Source organism: Halomicroarcula saliterrae (assembly GCF_031624395.1).
Lineage (GTDB): Archaea > Halobacteriota > Halobacteria > Halobacteriales > Haloarculaceae > Haloarcula > Haloarcula saliterrae.
In genome coordinates, this window is the sequence record NZ_JAMQON010000003.1 from 155789 (window position 1) to 179983 (window position 24195).

The following is a 24195-nucleotide window of genomic DNA, read 5'->3' on the forward strand; positions in this document are numbered from 1 at the left end:
CTCAGGCGATACGGCGGAGCGGGGTCGTCCGTGAGCGACTGGGTCCCCACGACGTGCATGCGGTGTGCCGTCGGCTGTGGCCACATGCAGCGGGGCGCCGACATCGGGTACGGTATCGATATGGTGCGGGGTGACGCCGCCCATCCGGTGAATCAGGGGCTGGCCTGTGCGCGTGGCATCCAGGAGAGCCGCGACCCGGACGGCAAGTGGCTCACGCGGCCGCTCGTCAGGGACGACGGCGAGCTCCGGACGACCACGTGGGATGTCGCGCTCGCGCGAGCGACCCAGGGGCTGCGCGAGGCCCACGCGAACGACCCCGACAGCGTCGCCGTGCTGGGCAGCGGCCAGCAGACCAACGAGGCGGCCTACGCGCTGGGGAAACTCGCCCGCGGCGGGTTCGGGACGCGCAACTACGACGCGAACACGACGCTGTGTATGGCCAGCGCAGTCACCGCCTACTACCAGGCCTTCGGCAGCGACGCGCCGCCGTGTACGTACGACGATATCGAAGACGCCGACAGACACGTCGTCTGGGGGGCAAACCCCGCCGTTGCCCACCCCGTGATGTTCCGCTGGATAAGCGAGGCCGCCGAGGAGACGGAGCTCATTACCGTCGACCCGGTCCGGTCCGAAACCGCCGAGAACAGCGACCACCACGTCGCTCCCGAACCGGGGAAGGACCTCGCGTTCGCCCGGGCGATTTTCGCCCGACTGGTCGAGACCGACCGGCTCGACCACGATTTCATCGTCGACGCCACGGACGGCTTCGAGGAGCTACTCGCGACGCTGCCGACGGCCGAGGAAGCGGCCGACGACGCCGGCGTGTCGATGGACGATGTCGAGTTGCTGGCCGACGCGATGGACCACCGGGCGCTGCTGTACTGGGGAATGGGTATCAATCAGCACGTCCAGGGGACCGAGACCGCACGCGCGCTCGTGGACCTCACGCTCGCGACGGGGAACCTGCGGCCCGGCGCCGGCCCGTTCTCGCTGACCGGGCAGGCCAACTCGATGGGCACTCGCATCTGCTCCTCGAAGGGGTCCTGGCCCGGGCAACGGTCCTTCGGCGACCCGAACCACCGACAGCTCGTGGCCGACGAGTGGGGCGTGCCGGTCGACCGCCTGCCCGACGACACCGGCCCCGGCCCGGTCGGGATGCTCGAAAACGGGCCCGACGCGGTGTGGGCCGTCGCCACGAACCCGGTCGCCGGGATGCCCGACGCCGACAGCGCCCGCGACCGGCTCGAAGACGCCTTCGTCGTCGCACAGGACGCCTTCCACACGGAGACGACCGAGCTGGCCGACGTGGTGCTACCGGCGGCGACGTGGGGCGAGAGCGAGGGGACGACGACGAACATGGAACGGACCATCTCGCGTGTCCGCGCCGCGACCGAGGTGCCAAGCGGCGTTCGGTCGGACCTCGACATCATCGCGACCGTCGGCTCGCGGCTGTTCCCCGGGCTGTTCGAGAGCACCTCGCCGGACCCGAGCGACGTGTTCGACGAGTTCGCTGGCCTCACCGAGGGAACCGTCGCCGATTGTTCGGGTATCAGCTACGAGCGGCTGGACGAGGGGCACGCGGTCCGCTGGCCGGCCCCCGACGCCGACAGTTCGGGCGGGTACCGCTACTACGACGACGGGTCGTGGTCGTTCCCGACCGCGACCGGGAACGCCCAGTTCTCTACCGGTCGCCAGCAGAAGCTCCCCGAGCCGACCGACGGCGACTATCCGCTGACGCTGACCACGGCCCGCGAGGCCGACGGGTACAACACCGGCGTCCGCTCCCGGAGCGGCGCGCCCGGTGAACTGGTCGCTCGCATCCACCCGGACACGGTCGAGCTTCACGCCGACCGCATCGTCCGGGACCGACTGAGCGTCGTCTCCCGCCGCGGCGACGCGACAGTCCGCGTCGACCGCGACGAAGGGGTCCCCCGCGGCGTGGTCTGGCTCCCCATCCACCACCCGGCCACCAACAGGCTCACGCTCCCGGAGCGGGACCCCCAGTCCAGCGAGCCCCACTTCAAGCAGTGTGCCGTCAGACTGGTCGCACCCGAGACGGAGCTGCCGCCGGCGACGGCCGACTGAGACAGGTGGGAGCTGCCGTCCGGGGTCGACGCCAGCCGGAGATACTCTACAACAATCCGTACGAGAGGGCGGGAGTCACCCGTCGGCCGGGGCCGCCTCCGCGGCGGTCGTCGGCTGCGTGCGGTAGAGCCGTTCGGAGAGCGCGACGGCGACGAACGCCAGCGCGACGAAGACCAGGAAACCGGTGGCGTACCCTTCGCTGCCGTAGGTATCCACGAACAGTCCCAGCACCGGCGGGACCACGAAGCCGCCGAAGGCGCCGAGCCCGCCGACGAGCCCGGAGGCCCCGCCGACCGCTTCCGGGACGTATTTCGGAACGAGCTGGAACACCGCGGCGTTGGCGACGCCCATTCCGACCGCGACGAGCACCGTCGCACCGAGGGCGATGTTGTACTCCCGGCTGACGACGAGGGCGCCGGCGCCGACGGCGACGAGGAGGAAACTGCCGGCCGCCGTCAGTTCGCCACCGATCCGGTCGCTCATCACGCCGCCCGGAATCCGGACGAGCGCCGCCAGCAGGGTGAAGGCCACCGCGGTCAGGGCCCCGGCCGACTGGACGTCCATGCCGTGGACAGTCGTCCAGTAGGAGGGAAGCCACACCGTGAGCGCGAGAAAGCCGCCGAAGGAGGTGAAAAACAGCGCGACCAGCACCCACGTCCGGCGGATGCGGGCGGCCTCGCGGACGGAGGCGAAGGCGTCGCCGCCGGGGAACAGCTCCTGGCCGTGGTCGGCGGCGCGTGCTCTGCTCGTCTCGGCGTCCACGCCGGCCGCCCGCAGCTGGAAGTACGGCGGGTCGACCGCGTACCGGGCGAACGCCAGCGTCCCGGCGACGAGGAAGCCGAACCAGACGAGATACGCCGTCGTCAGTCCGAGCGCGGCCAGGGCGACCGGGAGCAACAGCGTGAACAGCCCCGGCGAGCTGTTGCCGAGCCCGGCGTACACCGCGAGCACGGTCCCCTGCGTCTCCTTCGGATACCAGTAGGCGGTCTGTGTCGTCCCCACGGAGAAGACGGCGATGCCACAGCCCGAGAGCGCACCACAGAGGAACACGAGCGGGTACAGCTCCATCGTCAGCCCGCCGGGGTAGAAGACGGTCAGCAGCAGCGCGAGTCCGGCCATCCCCGCGATGGAGAGCCCGAGCAGGACAAGAAACGGCCGCCGCGGCCCGACGTCGTCGACCCACGCGCCGAAGGGGATACGCAGCAGCGAGCCGGTCAGTTGGGGCGCGGCGACGAGCAGGCCCAGCGCCAGCCCGGACAGCCCCATCGCCGACTCGAACTCGGTGGCGACGGGGCCATAGAGCACGACGCCGGCGAAGCCGATGAAAAAGCCCAGTGTCGCGGACGCCAGCCCTCGCCGGGGGGTTCCGCGAATCTGTCGGTCGTCCATACAGGTCGCGGTTCCGCGATACCCAATATATTTCCGATATGAGACGGGATTAGCCGCCATTAGCCACGATAAGGTACAAAATATTCAAAATATAGCCACCTTCAGCAATCAAACGGTCATAAAATATCTGCGGGCGAGGCCGGCCACGCTGCCGGCCGTGTGGCCGGCGAGACGGTCTGGGCCCAAGGCAGCCGAATTCCGTCGAACTGTTACAGCCGGAAGTGTCAGAGAGAACGGCGCAGCGTATTGCTGGATTGGCCGACTCCGGGGGTCGGCCCAGACCACAGCAGTCCCTCTCAGTCGGTGGTGCCGGTGTGTGGGAGGCCGCTGCGGGTGACCGTCGAGGACGTGTCCGGCGACGACAGGCGGACGGCGCACTGCTTGAAGTTGGGCTCGTTGGAGTCGGGGTCGACGGCTGACAGGGTCAGTTCGTTGACCACGGGGTGGTGGACGTCCATCCAGATAGCGCCGGTCGGGACGCTGTCGTCGGGGGCGAGGTCGACGGTGACGGCGGCCCGCCGCGACTCCACGATGGTGCGTCCGCGGTCCAGCAGGTGGACGTACTGGCCGGCGGTCTCGGGGTGGATGCGCGCGCTGGGGACGTCGCCGGTCTCCTCGCGGGTCCGGACGCCCGTGTTGTAAGCGTCGGGCCGTCGCCCGGTCGTCAGCACGAGCGGGTAGGTCGCGTCGGTCGGCTCGGGCACCCCGTCGTAGCTGGCCGTCGAGAGCTGTGCGCGCCCGGAGTCGGTCGGGAACGACCACGACCCCTCGTCGTAGTACCGATACCCGCCCTCGCTCGTCCCGTCTGGCGCCGGCCAGCGGACGGCCAGCTCGCGGTCCAGTCGGTCGTAGCTGATGCCCGAGCAGTCCGCCACGGTCCCCGCCGTCAGCTCGCGTATCTCGTCGAACACCCCCTCGGGGTCGACCGGCGGCGCCTCGAACAGCCCCGACTCGATGCGGTTGCCCACCGCGGCGATGATGTCGAGGTCCGTGCGGACGTTGTCGACCACGTCGCTCACTGCCGTCACGCGGGAGACGCGCCGTTCCATGTTCATCGTCGTCCCCTCGGTCTCCCCCCACGTCGCCGCCGGCAACACCACGTCGGCGTGTTCGACCGTCTCCGACCGGAACGCGTCCTGGACGACCAGGAACACGTCGTCCAGCGCGCGGGCGACGTTCGTGGCGTCGGGCATCCCCGCGACGGGGTTGGTCGCGACCGTCCAGACGGCGTCGATGTGGCCCCGGTTTATTTCGTCGACGATGCCCACGGGCCCGGGCCCGGTCGACGCCGGGAGCCGACTCAACGGGACGTCCCACGTCTCGGCCATCTCGGCGCGGGCGTCTTCGTCGGTGAAGGGGCGCTGGCCGGGGAAGGTCCCCTTCGAGGAGCAGACGCGCACCCCCATCGAGTTGGCCTGCCCGGTCAGCGAGAACGGGCCGCTACCGGGGCCCATGTTCCCCGTCGCCAGACAGCAGTTGATGAGCATCCGCGCCGCGTCCGTGCCGTGGGTGCTCTGGTTGACGCCCATCCCCCAGTACAGCAGCGTCGGGGACTCGAAGGCGGCGGCGATTTCCTCGACCGTCTCGACGTCGACGCCGGCGGTCTCGGCGGCGGCGTCGACGGGCGGCAGCGAGTCGACCAGCGCCTCGTACCCGTCGGTGTTGGCGTCGACGAACTCGCGGTCGACGCGGTCGGTCTCCACCAGTCGGGCGAGGACGGCCCGCGCGAGTTCGAGGTCGGTTCCGGGCTCGACCTGGACGAAGGTGTCCGCGTCGGCGGCCGTCTCGCTTTTCACCGGGTCGACCACGACGAGACGGCCGTCGGCCGCGCTGTCGAGTATCCACCGGTACAGCACCGGGTGGGCCGCAGCCGGGTTCGCGCCCCAGACCAGATGCGTCTCGGCTTCGGGGATGTCGTCGTAGGTCGGCGGCGGCGCGTCGCTGCCGAAGGCGTCGTAGTAGGCGGTGACCGCGCTGGCCATACACAGCGTCGTGTTCGCGTCGAAGTACGTCGTCCCGATGCCGCCGCGGGCGAGTTTCCCCAGCGCGTAGGCCGCCTCGTTGGTCTGCTGGCCGCTGCCCAGCACGGCGAGGTTGTCCGGGTCCTCGGCGATGGTCCCGATGAACTCCGCCGCGACGACGCCGAGCGCCGTCTCCCACGAGGCGGGTCGGAGGGTGTTCCCCCGCCGGACCAGCGGCTCCGTGAGCCACTCTCCCGCCGGGTTCTCCGTCTCCCGGATGCCGCGCTCGCAGGCGAGCCCGTTCGTCGCCGGGTGGTCGTAGTTGCCCCGGACCTTGTCGACGCCGTACCCCCTGTCGACGCCGCGCTGGTGCTGGCCACAGCCGACCGCACACCGCATACACGTCGTCGGTTTCCACTGTGTCACGGTCGCGTCTCCCGCGGGGCGAGCGGGCGCGCACCGACGAGGACCCCCGGAGACCGTCGGTTCGCCCGCACAGCTCCGTTGCTCGCTGGTAATTGATATTCGGGCATTTTTCTGACCCAGATAGATACAATGTTGTTTGAGAGGGCGAATAACCTTTCGGTTGGACGAATATTAGCGCGGAGATTTGTCAGTACAGCCAGCTGGCCTCTGTAGCGCCCGCCACGGTCGGTGTCGCGATACACCGGAACGACACAACCTTCGCCAGGAGCGGGCGAACCGGCCCACGCGCCCCGTGGCGCGGCGACCCGTTGACACTGTCCGCCTGCCTGCGGAACTTTTCCACGATTGGAAAAAAACGCCGTCTGCGCCGACGGCTGCGCGACCGTATTGGTGAGTCGTCCGCCGACCAGTTCCTAATTTTAGATTTGTAAACGATTATGGTTATATGGTCGTGGATTGTCGTATGAAACCGAAGCAATGTGCCTGAACGTATTCGAGAATGGGCTTAAAGTTCGTGAAGTACAAATAGCCAACAGTGAGTCGGCCACGTCCCCGGAGGTGAGAGCATGGGACTGATCAGGATGACGAAGTACCGGACGCTGCTGCTCGCGACCATCGGGTTCAACTTCTCGTTCCTGATATGGTTCTCCTTTGCCCCCTTCACGGGCGGGATGGCCGAGGAGTTCAACCTGACGACGGCCCAGATCGGTATCCTCGCCAGCTCGGCCATCTGGATGGCCCCCTTCGGCCGGATGCTGACCGGCTGGCTCTCCGATAAGTACGGTGCGCCCACGATATTCGCCATCGTGCTCGCGTACGTCGGCGTGTTCTCGATAGCGAGCGCGTTCGCGCAGAACTACAGCGTGTTCTTCGTGACCCGGCTCATCGTCGCGACGGCCGGCATCACCTTCGTCATCGGCATCCAGCACGTCGCCGAGTGGTTCGAGGAGGAGAACCTCGGGCTGGCGGAGGGCATCTACGCCGGCATCGGCAACGCCGGGGCCGCGGGCGGGGCGCTCATCCTCCCGCGCGTGTTCGGGACCGACTGGAGCGGCCCGCTGTTCTCGACGAACTGGCGCGCCGCCTTCTTCTACACCGGCATCGTCTCCATCTTCCTCGCGGTCGCCTACTACACCCTCGGCGAGGCCGCAAAGTCCGAGGCGAAGCGGGAGGCGACCAAGAGCAACACCAGCTTCAAGGACTGGCTCCACACGGCGACCCGCTACGGCACCGTCGTGCTGGCGGTCGCGTACATCATGTCCTTTGGCCTCGAACTGTCGATGAACGGGTGGCTCGCCACCTACTACCGCGAGGCGTTCAACCAGGACAACCTCGTCATCGCGAGCACGTTCGCCGCGACGTTCTCCATCGCGGCCGGCCTGCTCCGCCCCATCGGCGGCTACGTCAGCGACGTACTGGCTCGCAAGGAGAAGAACATCCTGCCGGTGTTCAAAGGTCGCTACCGCGAGCAGTGGACGTTCGTCTCGCTGTGTTTCATCGTCGTCTCGATGTTCGGCATGACGCTCGCCGGACTCTCCGGCGTCGTGATGAACGCCGTCATCGTCGGCTTCCTCGTCGGGACCGCCTGTGCCTTCGCCGAGGGCGCCATCTTCGCGCAGGTGCCCGCGATGTTCCCCGACAACTCCGGGTCGGTCGCCGGCGTCGTCGGCGGTATCGGTACCGTCGGCGGTATCGTCTACCCGCTGGTGTACGCCGCGCCGTTCCTGTCGAGTCTCCACATCGGCTACGCCATCGTCGCCGCGTCGATGATTCCGTTCGTGCTGCTGGCCGCGTGGGTGTTCCAGCCCAACGTCGCGGAAGTCGCGAACACCAGCGGCTTCATCGGCGGCTCTAGCGAGCCCAGCGCGGCGACGAGCGACGACTGAGTCCGCGGTCGGTTTTCCGAGGACGGAACACCGTCTCCCGACCACAATCTACAAGCGGACGCGTAGTAGACAGCGCGCTGACAGCCGCGGTGGGTGAGGGATATCCCGAGCCGCCGGCGTCGGGCTCTTCGCCCGCCGTGGCGAGGCGGCGACACGACGGCGGCTCCTGTCGCTGATGGGTGCTGCCGTGCTGGCTCCCGACGTCGGGTCGTCGCCCGGGGACGCCGAGGCGTCGTGACCGACTACAGTTCCTCGGCCACGACCGGCGCGGCGCTGACCTCGCTGACGGCCCGTTCGACGGTGTCGGTGCCGTAGACGGCGTCGACGCCGGCGACCGACAGCTTCGTCAGCGCGTTGCTGGCGAGCATCGGGTGGACGCAAGTGACGAAAATCCGGTCCGCGGCCCGCTCGTTCAACACTTCGATGGACTCGCTCATCGTCGAGCCCGTCGCGATGATGTCGTCGGTCAACACCACGTCCCGCCCCTCGACGGTGGCGTCGCTGGGAGTGATATCGACGTCGCCGCTGTCGTAGTCCCGATTCTTGACGAAGTGGTCGGTCTCGCCGGTCCCGTAGGCGTCCCGGACCGTCCGGGCCAGTTCGATAGCGCCCTCGTCCGGCGAGAGGAAGAGCGGGTCCGAGAGGTCCGCCGGGAGCGGGTCGGCCAGCACGCGGGCGGCGTCGACGTTCGTCGCCGGCACGTCGAAAAAGTCACACACGGCGGGCTCGTGTGGCGTGACCGTGATGACGCGGTCGGTGCCCGTCGAGATGGCCCGGGCCATCGCCCGGGAGGAGACCGGCTCGCCCGCGCGGAAGGCGGCGTCCTGACGGGCATAGCCCATGTATGGCAGGACGGTGACGACCTCGCTGGCACCGGCCTCGCGCACGGCGTCCTGGAGCTGGAGCAACTGGACGTGCGCGTCCGAGTCGACCGTCGAGGCGACGACGACCGCCCGTTCGTTGTCGACGGCCTCGGGCACCCGGACGACGTGCTCCCCGTCGGCGAATCGTTCGTACTCGACCCGTCCGAGCGGCTCGTCGGCCGCCTCGGCAAGCGCCACCGCAAACGCCTGTGTCTCCGCGCCGGGGATAATCATGTGCGAGGGGTTATCGGCCGGGCTAAACCACTTTTCGATTCACGGGCTAGCGATCGCGTAGTGAGTCTGTGGGCAGGAGACGAACGTCATGAACAGCCAAAAGCCCCACCCACCACCGGCAGAACCGCTCTCACGCCACCGCGACGCCGACCACTTCGGGGACGCCCAGCGACCGGGCCCGCCAGCCGCCGCGGCCGTCGGCCGTCGCGTCATCGGCCGTGTCGACGAGGAACGTACCGTCCTCGGTGATGGCGTGGGTATCCTGGCCGTAGGTCACGTCGACGACCCGCTCGCGGACCGGGAGGTCACAGGGCTCCCAGTGGGGGTCGGGGCTGGCGCCGCCGTGGTCGGCCAGTTCGTACAGGGTGTCGGCGTCCGCTGCATGGACCCGAGCGCCGTCGGTGGCGACGACGCCGTGCGCGCCCGACCGGACGATTGCCCAGTTCTCCCGGGGGCCGACGGTTCCCTCCTGGGCGTCGCGTTTGTACAGCCCGTCCGCGGTGGCGGCGAAAGGGCCTGCCACGTCGGCGGCGTCGTGCAGTCCGAGATACGCGCAGCCGGGCAGGCCGTAGACGCCGTCGGCGGCCGCGACGAGGTCGGCGGCCAGCGCCCGCACGTCGTCGACGGTCCCCATCTCCCACCACTCGCCGTCGTCGTAGCGGGCGACCCGCCCCTCGCCAGCAGCCACCAACCCGTCGGCGTCGTAGCCGACGGCCGTCGCCGGACCGAAGCCCGTCTCCGCGAAGCCGTCCGCCGTCGAAATCAGGACCGACTCCTCGGTGGCGACGGCTATCTCGCCGTTCGCACCGGCGATGTCACGGGCCGAACAGCGCTCGGCGAGGCTGAACCGGCCGATCTGCCCGCCGGCAGTCTCGACCCGGGTGACGCCCAGCCCCGAAGCGACGTAGGCGTGGGTCTCCGGGCGAGTCTGGCCGTACATCCGCTTCTCGGACAGCGAGATGTCGTCGCTCATATCGCCGTCTTGTAGGCCTCCAGGGTCTCCTCGATGTCCGCGTCGGTGTGGGCGTCACAGACGAACTGGGACTCGAACTGGTTGGCGGTGAGGAAGACGCCCTGTTCTTTCATCGCGGGCCAGAACAGCCGCTCCCACCGTTCGGTCTCGGCCTGTGTCACGTCGTGACCGTTCTTCGGGCAGTGGTCGTAGCGGGAGCACTCCTCGCGTTGCGTACAGCCGGCCTCGCAGTGGCCCTCGAAGCTGTCCGGTGCATCGCGCGTGAAGACGACCTTGAACATCGAGTCCGTCCCGACGACGGTGTACTCGGGGGCCCGATCTTCGAGGATGTCCTGCAGACCCGACCGCAGGTCTTCGGCGAGCCCGTTGACGCGACTGTACACGTCGTTCTCGGCCACGTACCGCAGCGTCTCCAGCCCGGCGGCCATGCCGACCGGGTGGCCCGAGTAGGTGCCGGACTGGAACACGTCGCCGGCGGGCGTGAACTGCTCGATTATCTCGCTTTTCCCACCGACCGCCGCGACCGGGAAGCCACCCCCGACGATCTTCCCGAAGGTGGTGATGTCGGGGTCGATGTCGAACTTGCCCTGAGCGCACTGGAGCCCGCCGACGCGGAAGCCGGTGATGACCTCGTCGAAAATCAGCAGCGAGCCGTGGTCGTCACACAGCTCCCGCAGGGTCTCGTGAAAGCCCTCGACGGGGTGGACGATGCCGTAGTTGCCGAGGATGGGTTCGGTGAGGACGGCGGCGATGTCGTCGCCGTGTTCGGCGAAGAGCTCGCGGGCGGCCTCGCGGTCGTTAAACGGGATAGTGAGAGTGTGCTCGGCGAAGCTCTCGGGGATGCCGGGGCTGGACGGGGCGGTGTGGTCGCCCTCGCCCTCGACGAGCGTGGACTCCTGGGCGCCGTGGTAGCCGCTCTGCATCACGACGATCTTGTCGCGACCGGTGTAGCCGCGGGCCAGACGAACGGCCGAGACGGTGGCCTCGGTGCCGGAGTTGACGAAGCGGGTCATCTCGACGCCGGGGACGTGGCGGGCGACGAACTCGGCGAGTTCGACCTCGACCTCCGTCGGCGCGCCGTACATCGGCCCCTCGGCGGCGTGTCGCTGGACTGCCGACTGGACCGACTCGGGCATGTCGTGGCCCAGCAGGAGCGGCCCGTACCCCATCACGTAGTCGATGTAGCGGTTGCCGTCGGCGTCGATGACGTGGCCGCCGTCGCCCTTCTGGACGAAGAAGGGGTACGGACGGACGGCCCGCACCGAGGAGTTGACGCCGCCGGGCATCACCGACAGCGCCCGGTCGTAGAGCGCACGTGACTGCTCGTGGTTCATACCGCCGGGTTGGGTGCCGGGGTGAAAGAAACTGTTGGGTCGCCCGACGCGGGCGGGCCCGCCCGGTGGAAATCGGGCGGACGACGACCGAGAACGACGGGAGCCACCACCCGAACATCGGTGGACGAATGTCTGCCCGACCCCCCGTTCGGTGGAAGATGGGCAATACCGACCCGAGTCGCCCCACGGACCGGACCGGATTTGGGGATTGTCAGCATCGGTGGCCGAATAGCCGTATTTGTTAAGGATTAGGCTTATCAGCGCACAGACTGACGCGTTTGTACGAGAGATGCACGACATACAAGCCAAAATGGAGAATGAAATCAAACAAATCTTAATTCACGACGGGGTCTCCGATGGCGAATAAGAAAGAGGACATCAAGGGCGAGCTGTACGGCGACGAAGTCCGGGAGAAGATAGAGGAGTTCGCCGAAAAGGGGTGGGACGCTATCCCCGAGGACGAGCACGACGAGTGGTTCTCCCGGTTCAAGTTCTGGGGCGTGTTCCATCATCGGGGCGGACAGGAGTCGTACTTCATGATGCGGCTAACGAACTGCGGCGGCGTCCTGGAACCGGGACAGCTACGGGCCATCGGCGAGGTGGCCGAGGAGTACGCCAGCGGCCCCGTCGACAACCCCGAGTTCGGCGACGCGTGGATCGACTTCACGACCCGCCAGTCGGTCCAGCTCCACTGGCTCAAACTCGAAGACATCCCGGACATCTGGGACAAACTCGAAGGCGTCGGTCTCACCTCCCGGTCGGCCGGCGGCGACACGATGCGCAACATCTCGGGCTGTCCGGTCGCGGGCAAGGGCGAGGAGTACATCGAGTCCCGCCCCATCCTCGACGAGATTCAGGAGACCATCCGCGGGGACGACGAGCTCTGTAACATGCCCCGGAAGTTCAACATCTCCGTGTCGGGCTGCAAGCAGGGGTGTGCGCAGGACGCGATCAACGACATCGGCCTCGAACCGGCCCACAAGTTCGTCGACGGGGAGGAGGTCAAGGGGTTCAACGTCCGCGTCGGCGGGGGACTGGGCGGCCGCGAGCCGCGCAACGCCCGCCCGCTGAACCTGTTCATCGAGCCCGAACACGCCGTCGAGACGGTCCGCGAGTTCGTCGAGTACTACCACGAGAACGGCAACCGGACGAACCGGTCGAAAAACCGCGCGCGCTTCTTCGTCGACGAACACGGTACCGAGAAAATCCGCGAGGACCTCGACGAACGGCTCGACTTCGAGTTCGAGACCGCCGGGACGGACTTCCGCGGCGAGTACACCTACAACGCCGGCAAGAACACCGAGTTTGGCGCCCACGACCACGTCGGCGTCTACGACCAGAAAGACGACAAAAACTACGTCGGCCTCTCCGTGCCCGTCGGCCGGCTCCCGGCCGAAGACGTCGTCAAACTCGCCGATCTGGCCGACGCCTACGGCTCCGGCGCGGTGCGACTCACCCGCCGACAGAACCCGCTCATCATGGACGTGCCGGACGGCAACCTGGCGAACCTGCTCAACGAGCCGTTCCTCGAGAAGTACTCGCCCGAGCCGAACCCGTTCACGCAGGGCGCGGTGGCCTGTACCGGGACGGAGTTCTGCTCGCTGGCGCTCACCGAGACCAAAGCCCGGATGGCGCGGATGCTGCGCTGGCTGGGCGACAACGTCGAGCTGCCAAGCGACGTCGACCGCATCAAGATGCACTACTCGGGCTGTACCGCCGACTGCGGCCAGGCCATGACCGGCGACATCGGGCTGCAGGGGATGCGCGCCCGGAAAGACGGCGAGATGGTCGAGGCCCTGGACGTCGGCGTCGGCGGCGGCATGGGCGAAGAGGCGGAGTTCACCGAGTGGGTCCGCCAGCGCGTCCCCGCCGACGAGGTGCCCGGCATGATTCGGAACATCGCCGAGGCCTACGCGGCGCTGCGTTCGGAGGGCCAGACCTTCAGCGACTGGGTCGCCGCCACCGGCCACGAGACCCTCGTCGAACTCGCCGAGCCCGAAGAGGTCGAGGGATACGAGGACCCCTGCCTCAACGACGCCAAGCAGTCGTGGTACCCGTTCGAGGACGGCGAGAGCCCCGCGCCCACGGACGCCAGCGGCGAACCGCTCTCGGCGGACGACTGACCATGCACGGCACCGAAACGCCCGACCAGCAGTCGGAACCGACGGCCGAACACGTCCAGGAGGTGGCCTACGACGCAGCGCCGGAACTCATCGAATAGCGATGACACGCGGCCCCCGGCCCGAAGCCGGAATCCCGACGTTCGGTAGAGCGAAGCTCTACCGCAACCCATCAGAAATCTTCGATTTCTGAGGACGGCACTGCTCGTGTCCAACACTGCCGTCAGCGCGGAGCGCCGACGATGTTCGCCTCGTCGGTTCGTCTTTTTCGACCGGTGGTACGACACTCGGTAGCGTGTCATGGGTTGTCTATATCCCCGCCGGCGAGAGATATTTCAGTATGGCAACCAGTCCAGCGCCAGGCGGGGAACCGACAGTACTGCGCGCCGAGGACGGTGAGGCGCTCTGGGCAGTGGGGATACTGATGGTCGTCAAGGTCGACGCCGGACAGACCGACGGCGCGTACACCCTCGTCGACCACACGGCCCCGGCGGGATACGAGACGCCCTACCACGTCCACCACCGGGAGGACGAACTGTTCTACGTTATCGACGGCCGACTGGAGTGTCTCCACGGTGAGGACGCCCAGAACCGAGTGCGAGCGGAGCCACACGACACCGTCGTGCTCCCGCGGGACGTGCCCCACGGCTTCCGCGTCGTCGGCGACGAGCCGTGTCGCATGGTCGTGCAGGTGACGCCGGGCGGACTGGAGGAGCTATTCAGAAGCGTCGGCGAGCCCGCGCCGCGCCTGGAGACGCCGCCACCGGGCGAGCCCGACGCGGCGGCACTGGCCGAAGCGGCCGCCGAATACGACCTCGACATCCTCGGACCGCTGCCGGAGTAGCTACACCGGGTCGGCAGCGACGTCCGTCTCGGGGTCGATACCACGGACGAGTTCGACGGGAGTCGTCTCGTCGGGTTCGCTCTGTCCGCCTGCCTCGAAACGCCAGTTCCAGGTGTCTCAGTGGTCCGAAGCCGTCAGTCCGCAGGAGCTGACCGGGCAGGGGCGTCGGGAACCAGATACCCCGGAACGACCCGCGTGAGGACCACCATCCCACACAGTTCGACGAGGGTCTGTGTCACGACGACGGCCGGGGCGAGCGCGTATCCTGCTGGCAGCGCGAGCGCCAGCGGCAGCACGACCAGCGAGTTTCGCGTCACCGAGGTGAACAGGAGCGCGCGGCTCTCTCCGACGGCCATCCCGAGCCCACCGGTCACGAGTCGCGCGAGCAGCGGCATGATAATCAGGAAGGCCACGTACACCGGTACGACGGCAGCTATCTGGTCGACGGACGCCCGAACACGGGGCAGCTGGGAGGCGATGACGACGAACAGCGTCACACCCATCATCGGCACCGGGAGCCATCCCATCGACTCCTGCCAGCCCTCGCCACGAGCGGACCGCTCGGCCCAGTACTCGGTGGCCCAGGCGAGTGAGAGCGGCAGGGCGATGATGACGACGAACGCCTCCACGAAGGGACCGGCTTCAATGAACTCGGCGACCCGCTGGCCCATGAACAGCCAGAGATACAGCGGGAGCACGAGCAACTGGACGAGCATCAGCGCCGGCGTCGCGGCGGTTATCTGCTCGGCGTCGCCGCCCGCGAGCTCGGTAAAGGTGATGACGTAGTCGATACAGGGCGTCAGCAACACCATGAACACCCCGACGAGGACCACCGGGTCCTGTGGGAGAAAGCGGGTGAGAGCGAACACGACGACCGGGACGACGAGGAAGTTCATCCCCAGCGCCGCGAACATGAACCGCCCGTTCCGGAACGCACGCCGGATGCGGACAAACGGTATCTCCAGAAAAGTGACGTACAGCAGCACCGCCAGAACGGGGTTGATGAGCGGTTCCAGCGCGGTGGTGGCAGTCGGTCGCCCGACAGCGAGCCCGACGGCGGCGAGGACGGCGACCGCGTAGAGGGCGACCTGATTGTGCTGGATCCACTGTTTCGAGAGGCGTGTCATACTCCACCTGTCGCCGTCATCGGATAGGACCGGGTTCGGGACGGCCACAGAACTGCCTTGCCATGCTCTACCGGAGATGGCGGCGGGCGGCCATGGTACCTTACACCAGGTCGTCGGCCTGCGTATCGGCGACGACGTCCGTATCGAGGTCGATACCCTGGATGAGCGCCACGAGGTCTTCGAGTTCGGGGAACGTGTAGACGGTCATCCCGAGGTCGCCGTCCTCGACGGTTATCTGGGAGTCGATGACGAACACGAGCTCGGAGTCGGGCCAACCGCCCATCTTCTCGATGATGCCGGCGGCGGGCCCGAGCACGAAGTTCGGGGTGCCCATGTCGATGGTCGTATCCAGCACGTTCGCCCAGCCGTCGATGAACGCCGAGGTCATGATGTTGCCGATCTCCCCCATCGCGGAGCGCTCCATCTCCGAGAAGCCCTCGGCGTCGGCGTCCCCGCCCATGCCGCCCAGCATCGCGCCCGCCAGACGCTTGCTGTCGGCCGGGTCGAGCATGAACAGGACGTAGCCGTAGGGCGGTTCGTTCAGCTCGACGTAGATGCCGACCTGCCTCTCGGTGCCGATGTGTGTCGTCACGTCGTCGATGTCGAGAAAGTTTATCTGGGACGTGTGGACCGAGGCGTTCAACCCCGTGAGCTGCCCGAGGTGGTCCGCGACGGTCCCCGACCCCTCTTTTGCCATCTGGTTGAAGAGGTCGAGCTTTCGCACGTCGACTTGCAGGCCCATACGCCATCGAACGGGTCGATTGGCTTAATCCCACCGCCGGCGTGGGGCCGTTGGAAACGGAGAACACTGTGGCCGAAGGGCCACAGGGGCTGTCGGCGTCGACCGACAGTTACTCGCCGGTGTCGTCCACCGGGAACTGTTCGTGCTCGCGGACCGTGTTCAACACGACCGACGTGGAGGCAGTGCGGATATCAGGGTCGGTCAGCAGCTCTTTGATGTGTGCGTTCATCTCGCCGGTGTCGCGGAACTTCCCGACGGCGACGATGTCGTGGCTGCCGGTCACCTCGTACACCGCGACCATGTTGTCGAGGTCGCGGAGGCGTTCCGTCACGGTCTTCAGCCCGCTACCATCGACCGACAGCTGGAAGACGGCAGTTACGTCGTACCCCAGCGCCTCGTAGTCGACGCGAGCAGTGTACTCCTCGATGACGCCGGAGTCGACCAGCTGGTCCATCCGTCGCGAGACCGTCGTCGCGGCCACGCCGGTCTCGGCGGCGACATCGCGGGCACTCGCCCGACCGTCCCGGAGCAGGGCGTTCACCACCTGTCTATCGATATCGTCGACCATCGCCCGCCGCTCAGACGGCCTCGGGACCGGTCTTGCCCGTTCGGACCTGGTAGGCGTCGTCGACCGGGAGGACGAAGATCTTGCCGTCGCCCTTCTCGCCGGTGTGGGCGCCATCTGCGATAGCCTCGACGACGTCGTCTGCGGGGATGTCAGCGACCACTGTCTCGATTTTGACCTTCTGGTGGAGGTCGACGACGTACTCCTCGCCGCGCCACTGGCCCTTCTTCGCGGGCTGGGAGCCACGGCCGGAGACGTTCGTCACTGTCAGCGAGGGGGCACCGACTTCCGCCAGTGCCTGTTTCACGTCGCCGAGCTTGTCGGGACGGACCATTGCAACGACCATCTTGATTTCGTTTTCGTCAGTCATCTTTGGAACCTCGAGTCGCTTCGATATCTTCGGTCATGATACCACCGTCGGCGACGACGCTGTCGCCGGAGCCGAACTCTGGGTAGGTCTCGACGCCGTGTTCGCTGACGTCCAGGCCTTCCTGCTCGTGTTCGGGCGTGACGCGGGCCTCGCCCATGGCCTTGAGCGCGTACCAGATAACCGCCGTCGCGGTCAGCGTCCAGCCGCCGATGACGAACACACCGAACGCCTGAGCGATGAACGCACCGCCGACGTTACTGACGACGCCGGGGGCAGCGACGAACGGGTACAGCAGGGTTCCCAGCACGCCCGCGCTCCCGTGGACCGGGAACACGGCACAGACATCGTCGATGTTGAGTTTGGTTTCGACGAACTTGAACACGATGGGGAGCTGTGCGCCCGAGAGGATGCCGACGACGAACGCACCCCACCACGCGGTCGTGTGGGGAATCGCCGTGATACCGACCAGCCCGGCCAGCAGGCCGTTGGCGACGTACAGCGTGTCGACCTTGCCCGTCTGGAACCACGCGACTGCGCCGGCGGCGATAGCGCCCATCGCCATCGAGATAGTCGTCGTCATCGCGACGCGGCCGAGCTGTTCGGCCATGAAGGTACCGTCGCCGCCGTAGATGGCGGAGGTGCCGACGTTGAAGCCGTACCAGCCGAAGGCGAGGACGAGCGTCCCGAGCACGGCGAAGGTCATCGAGTGGCCGGGGATGACGTTCGCGGAGCCGTCCTCGTTGAACCGGCCCATCCGCGGGCCGAGGATGGCTGCGGCGGTCAGGCCGGCGATGCCACCCATGCCGTGAACGATCATGCCGCCGGCGAAGTCAGCGAACGCGTAGCCGGTGACGATCTCGACGAAACCGGTCTCGCTGGCGCTCCAGGTGAAGCCGATGACGACGGGGTAGATGACCGCCGCCAGCAGGATGGTGTAGGTCACGTACGCACGGAGCTTCGCGCGACCGGCCACCGCCCCGGAGACGATGGTCGCGGCGGTCATCGCGAACACCGCGCCGTAGAGCCAGTCGATCCAGCCGAGCCCGCTGGCCATGTAGGCGGCGGCCCAGTCGGCGCCACCGACGACCGAGGCCACGCCCGAGCCGATGAGGAAGAACACCGTCACACCTATCGACCAGGTGAGGAGGTTCTTCGTGAGCTGGTTCGCGACGTTCTTCGAGCGCACCTGTCCGGCTTCCAGCATCGCGAAGCCGGCGTGCATGAAGAAGATCAGGAACGATACCATCAGTATCCACGTGTAGTTCAGCGCTTCCGTGCTTGCTTGGAGTAGTACCATGATTTGTATCAGTGTGTCTCTATTGCGGTTGAACGTCCAACTTTATCGGCGCGAGCACCAACTTCGTCAAGTCGTTCACGGAGAAATCTCTGGCAACACCACTACATAAGGATTTGGTTTACGATATTCCGAATTTAGACATTACAGTGGTCGAACGTCCAGATTACCACATGATATAATGGATATAAGGTTGTTCTCCGTCAAGAAATTCGGCATCTCTCTCTCCGCATTCTGGACGTTCGTACACCCGGATTCCGGGGTTGTGAGGCCATAACGGGGTGTTTTGCCTGCGCGCGCACCCCGGAACCGCCCGTGTGGCCCGACACCGACGGTCGAACCCCGGAGAGACGGTCGTTTCGGGGGGCAGATACCACAATCAGCGAATCGGGGAGCGGCTGTGACAGTTACTTCTTGCAGTTCTGCACCGAACCCCCGGTAAAAATTTACGTTCGGACTGTCGGCCGTGTCGCCACGGGGCCTCAGAGCCGGTCGGCGATGTCCTCGGCGAAGTAGGTGAGAATCAGGTCGGCGCCGGCCCGTTTGATAGAGAGCAGCGACTCGTAGGCAACTTCCTCCAGCTGGAGCCACCCCTTGTCGGCGGCGGCGTGGAGCATCGCGTACTCCCCGGAGACGTTGTAGGCCGCCACGGGGTGGTCGTGGTCCCGGCGGACCTGCGAGACGATATCGAGATAGGGGAGCGCGGGCTTGACCATCAGCACGTCCGCGGCCTGGGAGACGTCCAGTTCGACCTCGCGGCGGGCCTCCCGGGCGTTCGCGGGGTCCATCTGGTAGTGCCGGCGGTCGCCGAACTCGGGGGCGCCGTCGGCGGCGTCGCGGAAGGGGCCGTAGAAGGCCGACTCGAACTTCGCGGCGTAGCTCATGATAGGCACCTCCGTGTGGCCGTCGTCGTCCAGCGCCCCGCGGATGGCGCCGACCATCCCGTCTATCATGCCCGAGGGGGCGACCATGTCCGCGCCCGCACGCGCGTGACTGACCGCGATGTCGCCGAGCAGGTCGAGCGTCTCGTCGTTGCGGACGGTGAGGTCGGGCTCCGACCGGGCGTGGTCCTCCAGCAGGCCGCAGTGGCCGTGGCTCGTGTACTCACACAGGCAGACGTCCGTGATGACGTAGGCGTCGGTCGCCTCGGTGATGCGCCGGACCGCGTTCTGGACGACGCCGTCCTCGGCCCAGGCCCGGGTCCCCCGCTCGTCTTTCGACTCGGGGATGCCGAACACCATGACGGCCTCGACACCGGTCGCCAGTATCTCCTCGACGCGGGCGACGCTCTCCTCGACGGGCACCCGCTCGTGGCCCGGCATCGTCTGAATCGGGACCCGCTCGTCGGTCGTCGCGTCGACGAACACCGGCGCGATGAGATCCGACGCCGATACCTCCGTCTCCCGTACCAGGGGCCGCACGCCGTCGGTTCGGAGCCGGCGTGGGCGACGTGTCATATCCATGTCCGGGTGTGTGGCCTTGATGGCCATGAACCCACCGCTCACCGGGGCACAACACATATACCTCTGATGTCACTTGTTTGAACAGATGGGAGCCGACGCCCCGGAGCCGTCCGCGCGTGGCGCTGTCAGAGCGCTCGCCGAAGACTACGGGCTGTTGGTCGTCGCCGCGCTGTTCGCCGTGCTCGGCGTCGCCGGCATCGCGCTGTACGCCTTCGGCGACGCGGGCGACGCCGAGTCGTTACTGCGTCGCTACGGGCTGGTCGCGCTGCTGTTCGTGTTCGTGCTCGAAGGGGCGATGTTGCTGTATTTCGCGCCCAGCGAGGCGCTCGTCCCGGCGGCGGTGACCGTCCTCGCCCGGACCGAAAGCGGGTACGATATCCCGACCGTCGCGGGCATCCTGCTCGTCGCCGTCACCGGGGCCACCGCGGGCCAGACCACGCTGTTCCTGCTGGCCAGGCGCGGCGGCCGGCAGTGGCTGCTGGACAGACCGTGGTTTCGCGTCGACGAGGCTCGACTGGACCGCTTTGGCGACGTGTTCGACACGTACGGGGTGGTCGCGGTGCCGGCGAGTAACACGCTGCTTTTCACCCGCGGCATGTTGACCGTGCCGGCGGGCGTGGCGGGCATGACGACCCGGCGGTTCGCCGCCCTCTCGGCGCTTGGCACCCTCGCCTTCGAGCTACTGCTGGCTGGGGGCGCTATCGGCGTTCTGGAACTGCTCTAGGCGTCCTCGTAGTACTCGTCTGCGGCCCGTGTCCCGGTGATGATACCCTTGCGGCCTTTCTTCTCGTAAGCGATATCGCCGACCGTCGCGAACGGCGCGGACGACCCGCCGGTGCCGTCGTCGTTGGCCTCGACGTAGGCCCTGAGCGCGTCGATGTCGACGTCCTGTGGGCTGTCGTAGACGTAGACCCACTTCTCCGCGACCGTCCCCCCGTCGAACGTGCTCGTCGACCCCTCGGCCACCAGCCCCTCGTACCGACCGCTCTCGGCCTCGACTCCGCTGGCGTCGTCCCTCGTCGCCCCGCTGACGAACGTGGCCGTGCCGAGTTCGTCGACGAGGGTCTGCATGTCCTCGCTGGCCTCGGCGTAGCGGGTCACGTCACCGGTCTGTGCGTCCAGCACCGCCCGAACGCGGGAAGCCGGGTCGACCGGGTCGCTGGCGTACCTGTCGACCCGCGAGACGACCAGTGTGCCGTCGGTGACACCGAACACCGTCCGGCCGTCCGCGTCGTGATACAGCGTGGACCCCTCGTACTCGTCGCCCTGGCTGTAGCCCGCGTCTTCGAGGTCCGAGACGGCGTCCGAGCGCGTGAAATCGGCGGTGACCACGTCGGCCGAGTCGACGGCGACGGCGCTCGTGGCGTCCGCCCAGTCCAGGCCGACGGGCCGCCACGTCCTCTCGAACACGGTGGGCTCCCCGCCGAGGGTCTCTCTCTGGGAAGCGAGGCGCTCCAGATCGTAGTAGTCGAACCAGTAATGCTCAGCGGCCCCGATGGCACCCGGTTTCGGCAACCACTGCGTGAACGCGCCGGTGTCGTCGCCGCCGCCGGAGAACAGGCTCGAACAGCCGGCAGTGGTGCCCGCTGCAGCGGCGCCCGCAGCCGCGAGGCCCCGTCGGAGCAGCGTTCGTCTGGGCAGCGGACGGTCGGACATAGACGGGGGAATCGCTGCCAGCTAGTTCACCCTTGTGGTTCAGCCCACCAAACAGATATATACCTCGGCGACGGTTATTTCCTGTCTGATGGACGAAAAGACCGAACAGCTGCGGGAGATCTTCATCGACGTCTCCGGCGAGGAGTCGGTGACGGAGTCACAGGCCGAGGGCCCCGGCTCGCTGACCGACACCGACGAGGAGCGCGTCGATGAACGCCTCCGAGCGGTCGTCTCGCGCATGCGCGAGCGCTACGAGTTCCGGACGGCGCTCTCCGACGCGGCACTGGTGACGCTGGTCCGGGGGTTCTACGCGGGTCGGGGGGACGACGAGCTCGCCGCGGAGCTCGGGGTCGACGAGTCGGCTATCGTCGAGGCACGACTCGACCTGCATCTCCTGCGGGAGTCCGACGACGACGCCGACTTCGACGCGGCCGCGTTCCGCCGCCGGGTGGTCGGCGAGGACCCCGCCGACGAGGAGCTGGCCGCGGCGTTCGACGTCGACGCCGGGACGGCGGCCCGCTACCGCCGCGTGGTCGCGGCCGAGGCCGAGGCCCGGCAGGTGAGCTACCGCTTCACCAGCGAGTTCGAGGACGCGCTGGCCGAGGCCGGGCTCTCGACCCGGATGACCGCTGCCGTTCGGGAAACTGGGCTGGACGAGGCCACCGAAGACATCGACTCGCTGGACTCGGACGCCGACGTCTCGATGTGAGCGGCCGGCGGCGTCGGTCCGGCGAACGTTTTTGACCCATCGCGGGACCAGCCCGGCACATGGCCGACCACACCTTCCGCGAGCTCGAAACCGCGGCGTACTGTCCGCGAAAGCTCTACTACCGCCGCCGGGACGGCCCGCCGGACGTGCCCGAGGAAATCGCACAGATTCGACGGCTCGCCCGCGACTACGAGCGGTTGCTGGCCGACGACGCGGCGCTGCTGTCGGCCCCTATCGAGCCCGACCCGACGACCGTCAGAGAGCGGTTGCGGGCGGCCAGCGACCGCATCGAGGCGTGGGACGCGGTGGTCGACCCGGTCGACACCGACGTGTATCTCGCGGGCAAGGACGCCCGCGGTATCGCTCACAAGCTCGTCGGGACCGACGCGGGCGCCGTCCCCTCGCTGGTGTTCGCCGGTCGTCCACCGGAGACGGGCGTCTGGGAGCCCCAGACCGTGCGGCTGGTCGCGGCCGCCAAGGCGCTGTCATGGGAGCGCGAACGGTCGGTCGAGCGAGTGTTCGCGGAGTACCCGGGCTACGGCGTCGTCCGCGAGGTCGAGGTGACGGCGCGACGGGCGGGCCTCTACCGCCGGGCGCTGCGCACGGCCGAGAGCATCGACGGCCCGCCGGGCCGGGTCGACAACGACGCGAAGTGTGACCCCTGTGAGTATCGCGACCAGTGTGGCGTCAGAACGCGGTCGCTGCGGTCGTTACTCTAGTTCGCTTCGAGCCAGCGTTCGACGGCGTCGGCGTTTGCGCCGCGGCGGTGGACGGTGCCCGCCGCGACGTCCACCACGGTCGAGCCCGTCCCGCCGGTCTCGCCGCCGTCGAGTACCACGGCCGCCGCCTCGGTGATGGCGTCCAGTTCGTCTACGGTCGTGGCGCTCGGGTTCCCCGAGACGTTCGCGCTCGTCGCCGTCAGCGGCGCGACCGCTTCCAGCAGGGCCAGCGCCACGAGATGGTCCGGAACGCGGACGCCGACGCGGGGTGCGCCGTCGGTGAGTGCGTCGGGGACCGACTCGCGACGCTCGGCGACGACCGTCACGGGCCCCGGGAGGAACTCGCGCATGAACGCCTCCTCGCGGTCGGTCGGGTCGACGTAGTCGAGTGCGCTGTCCACGTCCGGCACCGCGAGCGAGACGGGCTTGTCACGGGAGCGCCCCTTGGCCTCGAACAGCCGCTCGATGGCGTCAGGGTCGGTGGCGTCGGCAGCCAGCCCGTACACCGTCTCGGTCGGGTAGACCACGAGCGCACCCTCGCGTATGGCTGTGGCCGCGTCGTCGATGTCCTCCGCCGCGTCGAACGCGCCCGGGTCGATATCGTCGCTCACAGCTGTGCTTCGACGTCGTCGTAGTCGGGGAAGGCGGGCCACTCCTCGCCGACCCACGCGTACTCGATAGTGCGGTCCGAGTCGAGGACGAAGACGGCGGGGCGTGGCTCGGCGACGCCGGCCATCCCGTCGAGGGCCATGTCGATGCCGTAGGCCTCGGCGATGCCGTTTGCCGGGTCCGAGAACAGACGGGCCTCGCCCGCGACGCCGCGCTCGTCGAGGAGGTCCTTGTGGGCGTACGGCGTCGAGATAGAGCACCCGACCACGGTCGCGTCCTCGTGCCAGCCCCGGTCGCGGACCTCGTTCCAGAGGTACGTCGCCGGGAACGCCCCGTCCATGGCGTGGAACACGAGGACCACGGGGTCGTCGCTCTCGGCACAGACCGCCGACAGCGAGGTGTCCTCCCAGTACTCGTCGTTCACCAGCGGTCGTGTGAAGTCGGGGGCCTGGTCGCCCGCCTCGGGGTGGTCTGCCGGACCGAGTTCCACCACGTCGAAGCCGAGCTCGACCATCAGGCGGCCCCCGGTTCGGTGTTCGCGCCCTCGCTTCCGTACGTCCGCTCCAGATACGCGACGATGTTCGCGCTCTCGCTCATCGTGACGCCGGTGCCCTCGTCGACGATAGCGGGGACGGTCCGCTTGCCGGTGAGTCGCTTGACCACGTCGCGCTCTGAGTGCATCGGTTCGACGAACCGCGAGCGGTAGTCCAGGCCCAGTTCCTCGAGTACCCGGACGACCCGCTCACAGAACGGACAGGCCTGCAGGCGGTAGAGTGTAATCGATGGCTCGCTCATACGGCTACGCTATGGCGGAGACGCCCCTAAG

General features: G+C 67.8%; 22 protein-coding genes. 7 read left to right on the forward strand and 15 right to left on the reverse strand.

From position 1 onward, the window contains the following. The first annotated feature begins 30 nt into the window (after positions 1–30). Positions 31–2085 carry an assimilatory nitrate reductase NasA gene (gene nasA / locus NDI56_RS12090; RefSeq protein WP_310919790.1) on the forward strand — a complete coding sequence of 685 codons (2055 nt, stop codon included), beginning with the start codon at positions 31–33 and terminating at the stop codon, positions 2083–2085. A gap of 75 nt (positions 2086–2160) precedes the next feature. Here nasA (NDI56_RS12090) and NDI56_RS12095 read toward each other — a convergent pair whose 3' ends face one another. Further along, positions 2161–3474 carry an MFS transporter gene (locus NDI56_RS12095; protein WP_310919791.1) on the reverse strand — a complete coding sequence of 438 codons (1314 nt, stop codon included), beginning with the start codon at positions 3472–3474 and terminating at the stop codon, positions 2161–2163. A gap of 296 nt (positions 3475–3770) precedes the next feature. Further along, entirely contained in the window at positions 3771–5861 is a 2091-nt protein-coding gene (gene nasA / locus NDI56_RS12100) for an assimilatory nitrate reductase NasA (RefSeq protein WP_310919792.1), read from the reverse strand. 566 nt (positions 5862–6427) lie between these two features. On the opposite strand from nasA (NDI56_RS12100), the gene NDI56_RS12105 reads away from it, so the two are divergent. Beyond that, the gene (locus NDI56_RS12105) at positions 6428–7747 is read left to right on the forward strand and encodes an MFS transporter (RefSeq protein ID WP_310919793.1); all 1320 of its coding nucleotides are present in this window, start codon (positions 6428–6430) and stop codon (positions 7745–7747) included. Between the two features lie 242 nt (positions 7748–7989). On the opposite strand, the gene prs is transcribed toward NDI56_RS12105, so the two are convergent. From prs to hemL, 3 genes are all read right to left on the reverse strand, one after another. Next, positions 7990–8844: a ribose-phosphate diphosphokinase gene (prs, locus tag NDI56_RS12110; RefSeq protein ID WP_310919794.1), complete on the reverse strand. Its 855-nt coding sequence runs from the start codon at positions 8842–8844 to the stop codon at positions 7990–7992. A gap of 130 nt (positions 8845–8974) precedes the next feature. Continuing rightward, positions 8975–9817, reverse strand: coding sequence for an HVO_0234 family beta-propeller protein (locus NDI56_RS12115; protein ID WP_310919795.1), 843 nt, complete (start codon positions 9815–9817; stop codon positions 8975–8977). After that, complete coding sequence (gene hemL / locus NDI56_RS12120) at positions 9814–11151, reverse strand: glutamate-1-semialdehyde 2,1-aminomutase (RefSeq protein ID WP_310919796.1); 1338 nt, start codon at positions 11149–11151, stop codon at positions 9814–9816. The genes NDI56_RS12115 and hemL overlap by 4 nt, the downstream gene beginning before the upstream one ends. A gap of 356 nt (positions 11152–11507) precedes the next feature. Here hemL and NDI56_RS12125 point away from each other — a divergent pair, with 356 nt between their 5' ends. Together NDI56_RS12125 and NDI56_RS12130 are read left to right on the forward strand one after the other, a co-directional pair. Continuing rightward, the gene (locus NDI56_RS12125; protein ID WP_310919797.1) at positions 11508–13274 is read left to right on the forward strand and encodes a nitrite/sulfite reductase; all 1767 of its coding nucleotides are present in this window, start codon (positions 11508–11510) and stop codon (positions 13272–13274) included. 337 nt (positions 13275–13611) lie between these two features. Then, a complete protein-coding gene (locus NDI56_RS12130; RefSeq protein ID WP_310919798.1) occupies positions 13612–14115 on the forward strand; it encodes a cupin domain-containing protein in 504 nt (167 codons plus the stop codon). A gap of 134 nt (positions 14116–14249) precedes the next feature. Here NDI56_RS12130 and NDI56_RS12135 read toward each other — a convergent pair whose 3' ends face one another. From NDI56_RS12135 to hemB, 6 genes are all read right to left on the reverse strand, one after another. Next, positions 14250–15242 carry an arsenic resistance protein gene (locus tag NDI56_RS12135; RefSeq protein ID WP_310919799.1) on the reverse strand — a complete coding sequence of 331 codons (993 nt, stop codon included), beginning with the start codon at positions 15240–15242 and terminating at the stop codon, positions 14250–14252. A gap of 100 nt (positions 15243–15342) precedes the next feature. Then, positions 15343–15984, reverse strand: coding sequence for a chemotaxis protein CheC (locus NDI56_RS12140; protein ID WP_310919800.1), 642 nt, complete (start codon positions 15982–15984; stop codon positions 15343–15345). A gap of 109 nt (positions 15985–16093) precedes the next feature. Continuing rightward, a complete protein-coding gene (lrp, locus tag NDI56_RS12145) occupies positions 16094–16552 on the reverse strand; it encodes an HTH-type transcriptional regulator Lrp (RefSeq protein ID WP_310919801.1) in 459 nt (152 codons plus the stop codon). 10 nt (positions 16553–16562) lie between these two features. Continuing rightward, positions 16563–16919: a P-II family nitrogen regulator gene (locus tag NDI56_RS12150; protein ID WP_310919802.1), complete on the reverse strand. Its 357-nt coding sequence runs from the start codon at positions 16917–16919 to the stop codon at positions 16563–16565. After that, entirely contained in the window at positions 16912–18216 is a 1305-nt protein-coding gene (locus NDI56_RS12155; protein ID WP_310919803.1) for an ammonium transporter, read from the reverse strand. The genes NDI56_RS12150 and NDI56_RS12155 overlap by 8 nt, the downstream gene beginning before the upstream one ends. A gap of 479 nt (positions 18217–18695) precedes the next feature. Beyond that, positions 18696–19676, reverse strand: coding sequence for a porphobilinogen synthase (hemB, locus tag NDI56_RS12160; RefSeq protein ID WP_310920131.1), 981 nt, complete (start codon positions 19674–19676; stop codon positions 18696–18698). Positions 19677–19761: 85 nt separating this feature from the next. On the opposite strand from hemB, the gene NDI56_RS12165 reads away from it, so the two are divergent. Beyond that, positions 19762–20400: a DedA family protein gene (locus NDI56_RS12165; protein ID WP_310919804.1), complete on the forward strand. Its 639-nt coding sequence runs from the start codon at positions 19762–19764 to the stop codon at positions 20398–20400. Here NDI56_RS12165 and NDI56_RS12170 read toward each other — a convergent pair. After that, entirely contained in the window at positions 20397–21332 is a 936-nt protein-coding gene (locus tag NDI56_RS12170) for a hypothetical protein (protein WP_310919805.1), read from the reverse strand. The genes NDI56_RS12165 and NDI56_RS12170 overlap by 4 nt on opposite strands. Before the next feature lie 88 nt (positions 21333–21420). Here NDI56_RS12170 and NDI56_RS12175 point away from each other — a divergent pair, with 88 nt between their 5' ends. Together NDI56_RS12175 and NDI56_RS12180 are read left to right on the forward strand one after the other, a co-directional pair. Beyond that, the gene (locus tag NDI56_RS12175) at positions 21421–22041 is read left to right on the forward strand and encodes a conditioned medium-induced protein 4 (protein ID WP_310919806.1); all 621 of its coding nucleotides are present in this window, start codon (positions 21421–21423) and stop codon (positions 22039–22041) included. 59 nt (positions 22042–22100) lie between these two features. After that, on the forward strand, positions 22101–22760 hold the full coding sequence (locus NDI56_RS12180) for a CRISPR-associated protein Cas4 (RefSeq protein WP_310919807.1): 660 nt from the start codon (positions 22101–22103) through the stop codon (positions 22758–22760). Here the strand turns inward: NDI56_RS12180 and NDI56_RS12185 are convergent. Genes NDI56_RS12185 through NDI56_RS12195 form a run of 3 tightly spaced genes read right to left on the reverse strand, consistent with a single transcriptional unit; the run spans position 22757 to position 24164 of the window. Beyond that, positions 22757–23371: an L-threonylcarbamoyladenylate synthase gene (locus NDI56_RS12185; protein WP_310919808.1), complete on the reverse strand. Its 615-nt coding sequence runs from the start codon at positions 23369–23371 to the stop codon at positions 22757–22759. The two genes, NDI56_RS12180 and NDI56_RS12185, sit on opposite strands and share 4 nt — an antisense overlap. Further along, positions 23368–23883: a redoxin domain-containing protein gene (locus NDI56_RS12190; RefSeq protein ID WP_310919809.1), complete on the reverse strand. Its 516-nt coding sequence runs from the start codon at positions 23881–23883 to the stop codon at positions 23368–23370. The genes NDI56_RS12185 and NDI56_RS12190 overlap by 4 nt, the downstream gene beginning before the upstream one ends. Further along, positions 23883–24164, reverse strand: coding sequence for a glutaredoxin family protein (locus tag NDI56_RS12195; RefSeq protein WP_310919810.1), 282 nt, complete (start codon positions 24162–24164; stop codon positions 23883–23885). The genes NDI56_RS12190 and NDI56_RS12195 overlap by 1 nt, the downstream gene beginning before the upstream one ends. Between the last annotated feature and the right edge of the window lie 31 nt (positions 24165–24195).

Excerpts from the sequence above, each read along its gene's own strand:
- hemB (WP_310920131.1), bottom strand. The coding sequence starts at position 19,676 with ATGGATATGACACGTCGCCCACGCCGGCTCCGAACCGACGGCGTGCGG.
- NDI56_RS12150 (WP_310919802.1), bottom strand. The coding sequence starts at position 16,919 with ATGACTGACGAAAACGAAATCAAGATGGTCGTTGCAATGGTCCGTCCC.
- NDI56_RS12130 (WP_310919798.1), top strand. The coding sequence starts at position 13,612 with ATGGCAACCAGTCCAGCGCCAGGCGGGGAACCGACAGTACTGCGCGCC.
- prs (WP_310919794.1), bottom strand. The coding sequence starts at position 8,844 with ATGATTATCCCCGGCGCGGAGACACAGGCGTTTGCGGTGGCGCTTGCC.
- NDI56_RS12105 (WP_310919793.1), top strand. The coding sequence starts at position 6,428 with ATGGGACTGATCAGGATGACGAAGTACCGGACGCTGCTGCTCGCGACC.
- NDI56_RS12095 (WP_310919791.1), bottom strand. The coding sequence starts at position 3,474 with ATGGACGACCGACAGATTCGCGGAACCCCCCGGCGAGGGCTGGCGTCC.
- NDI56_RS12165 (WP_310919804.1), top strand. The coding sequence starts at position 19,762 with ATGGGAGCCGACGCCCCGGAGCCGTCCGCGCGTGGCGCTGTCAGAGCG.
- NDI56_RS12125 (WP_310919797.1), top strand. The coding sequence starts at position 11,508 with ATGGCGAATAAGAAAGAGGACATCAAGGGCGAGCTGTACGGCGACGAA.
- hemL (WP_310919796.1), bottom strand. The coding sequence starts at position 11,151 with ATGAACCACGAGCAGTCACGTGCGCTCTACGACCGGGCGCTGTCGGTG.
- NDI56_RS12135 (WP_310919799.1), bottom strand. The coding sequence starts at position 15,242 with ATGACACGCCTCTCGAAACAGTGGATCCAGCACAATCAGGTCGCCCTC.
- NDI56_RS12195 (WP_310919810.1), bottom strand. The coding sequence starts at position 24,164 with ATGAGCGAGCCATCGATTACACTCTACCGCCTGCAGGCCTGTCCGTTC.
- NDI56_RS12175 (WP_310919806.1), top strand. The coding sequence starts at position 21,421 with ATGGACGAAAAGACCGAACAGCTGCGGGAGATCTTCATCGACGTCTCC.
- NDI56_RS12140 (WP_310919800.1), bottom strand. The coding sequence starts at position 15,984 with ATGGGCCTGCAAGTCGACGTGCGAAAGCTCGACCTCTTCAACCAGATG.
- lrp (WP_310919801.1), bottom strand. The coding sequence starts at position 16,552 with ATGGTCGACGATATCGATAGACAGGTGGTGAACGCCCTGCTCCGGGAC.
- NDI56_RS12155 (WP_310919803.1), bottom strand. The coding sequence starts at position 18,216 with ATGGTACTACTCCAAGCAAGCACGGAAGCGCTGAACTACACGTGGATA.
- NDI56_RS12115 (WP_310919795.1), bottom strand. The coding sequence starts at position 9,817 with ATGAGCGACGACATCTCGCTGTCCGAGAAGCGGATGTACGGCCAGACT.
- NDI56_RS12170 (WP_310919805.1), bottom strand. The coding sequence starts at position 21,332 with ATGTCCGACCGTCCGCTGCCCAGACGAACGCTGCTCCGACGGGGCCTC.
- NDI56_RS12190 (WP_310919809.1), bottom strand. The coding sequence starts at position 23,883 with ATGGTCGAGCTCGGCTTCGACGTGGTGGAACTCGGTCCGGCAGACCAC.
- NDI56_RS12180 (WP_310919807.1), top strand. The coding sequence starts at position 22,101 with ATGGCCGACCACACCTTCCGCGAGCTCGAAACCGCGGCGTACTGTCCG.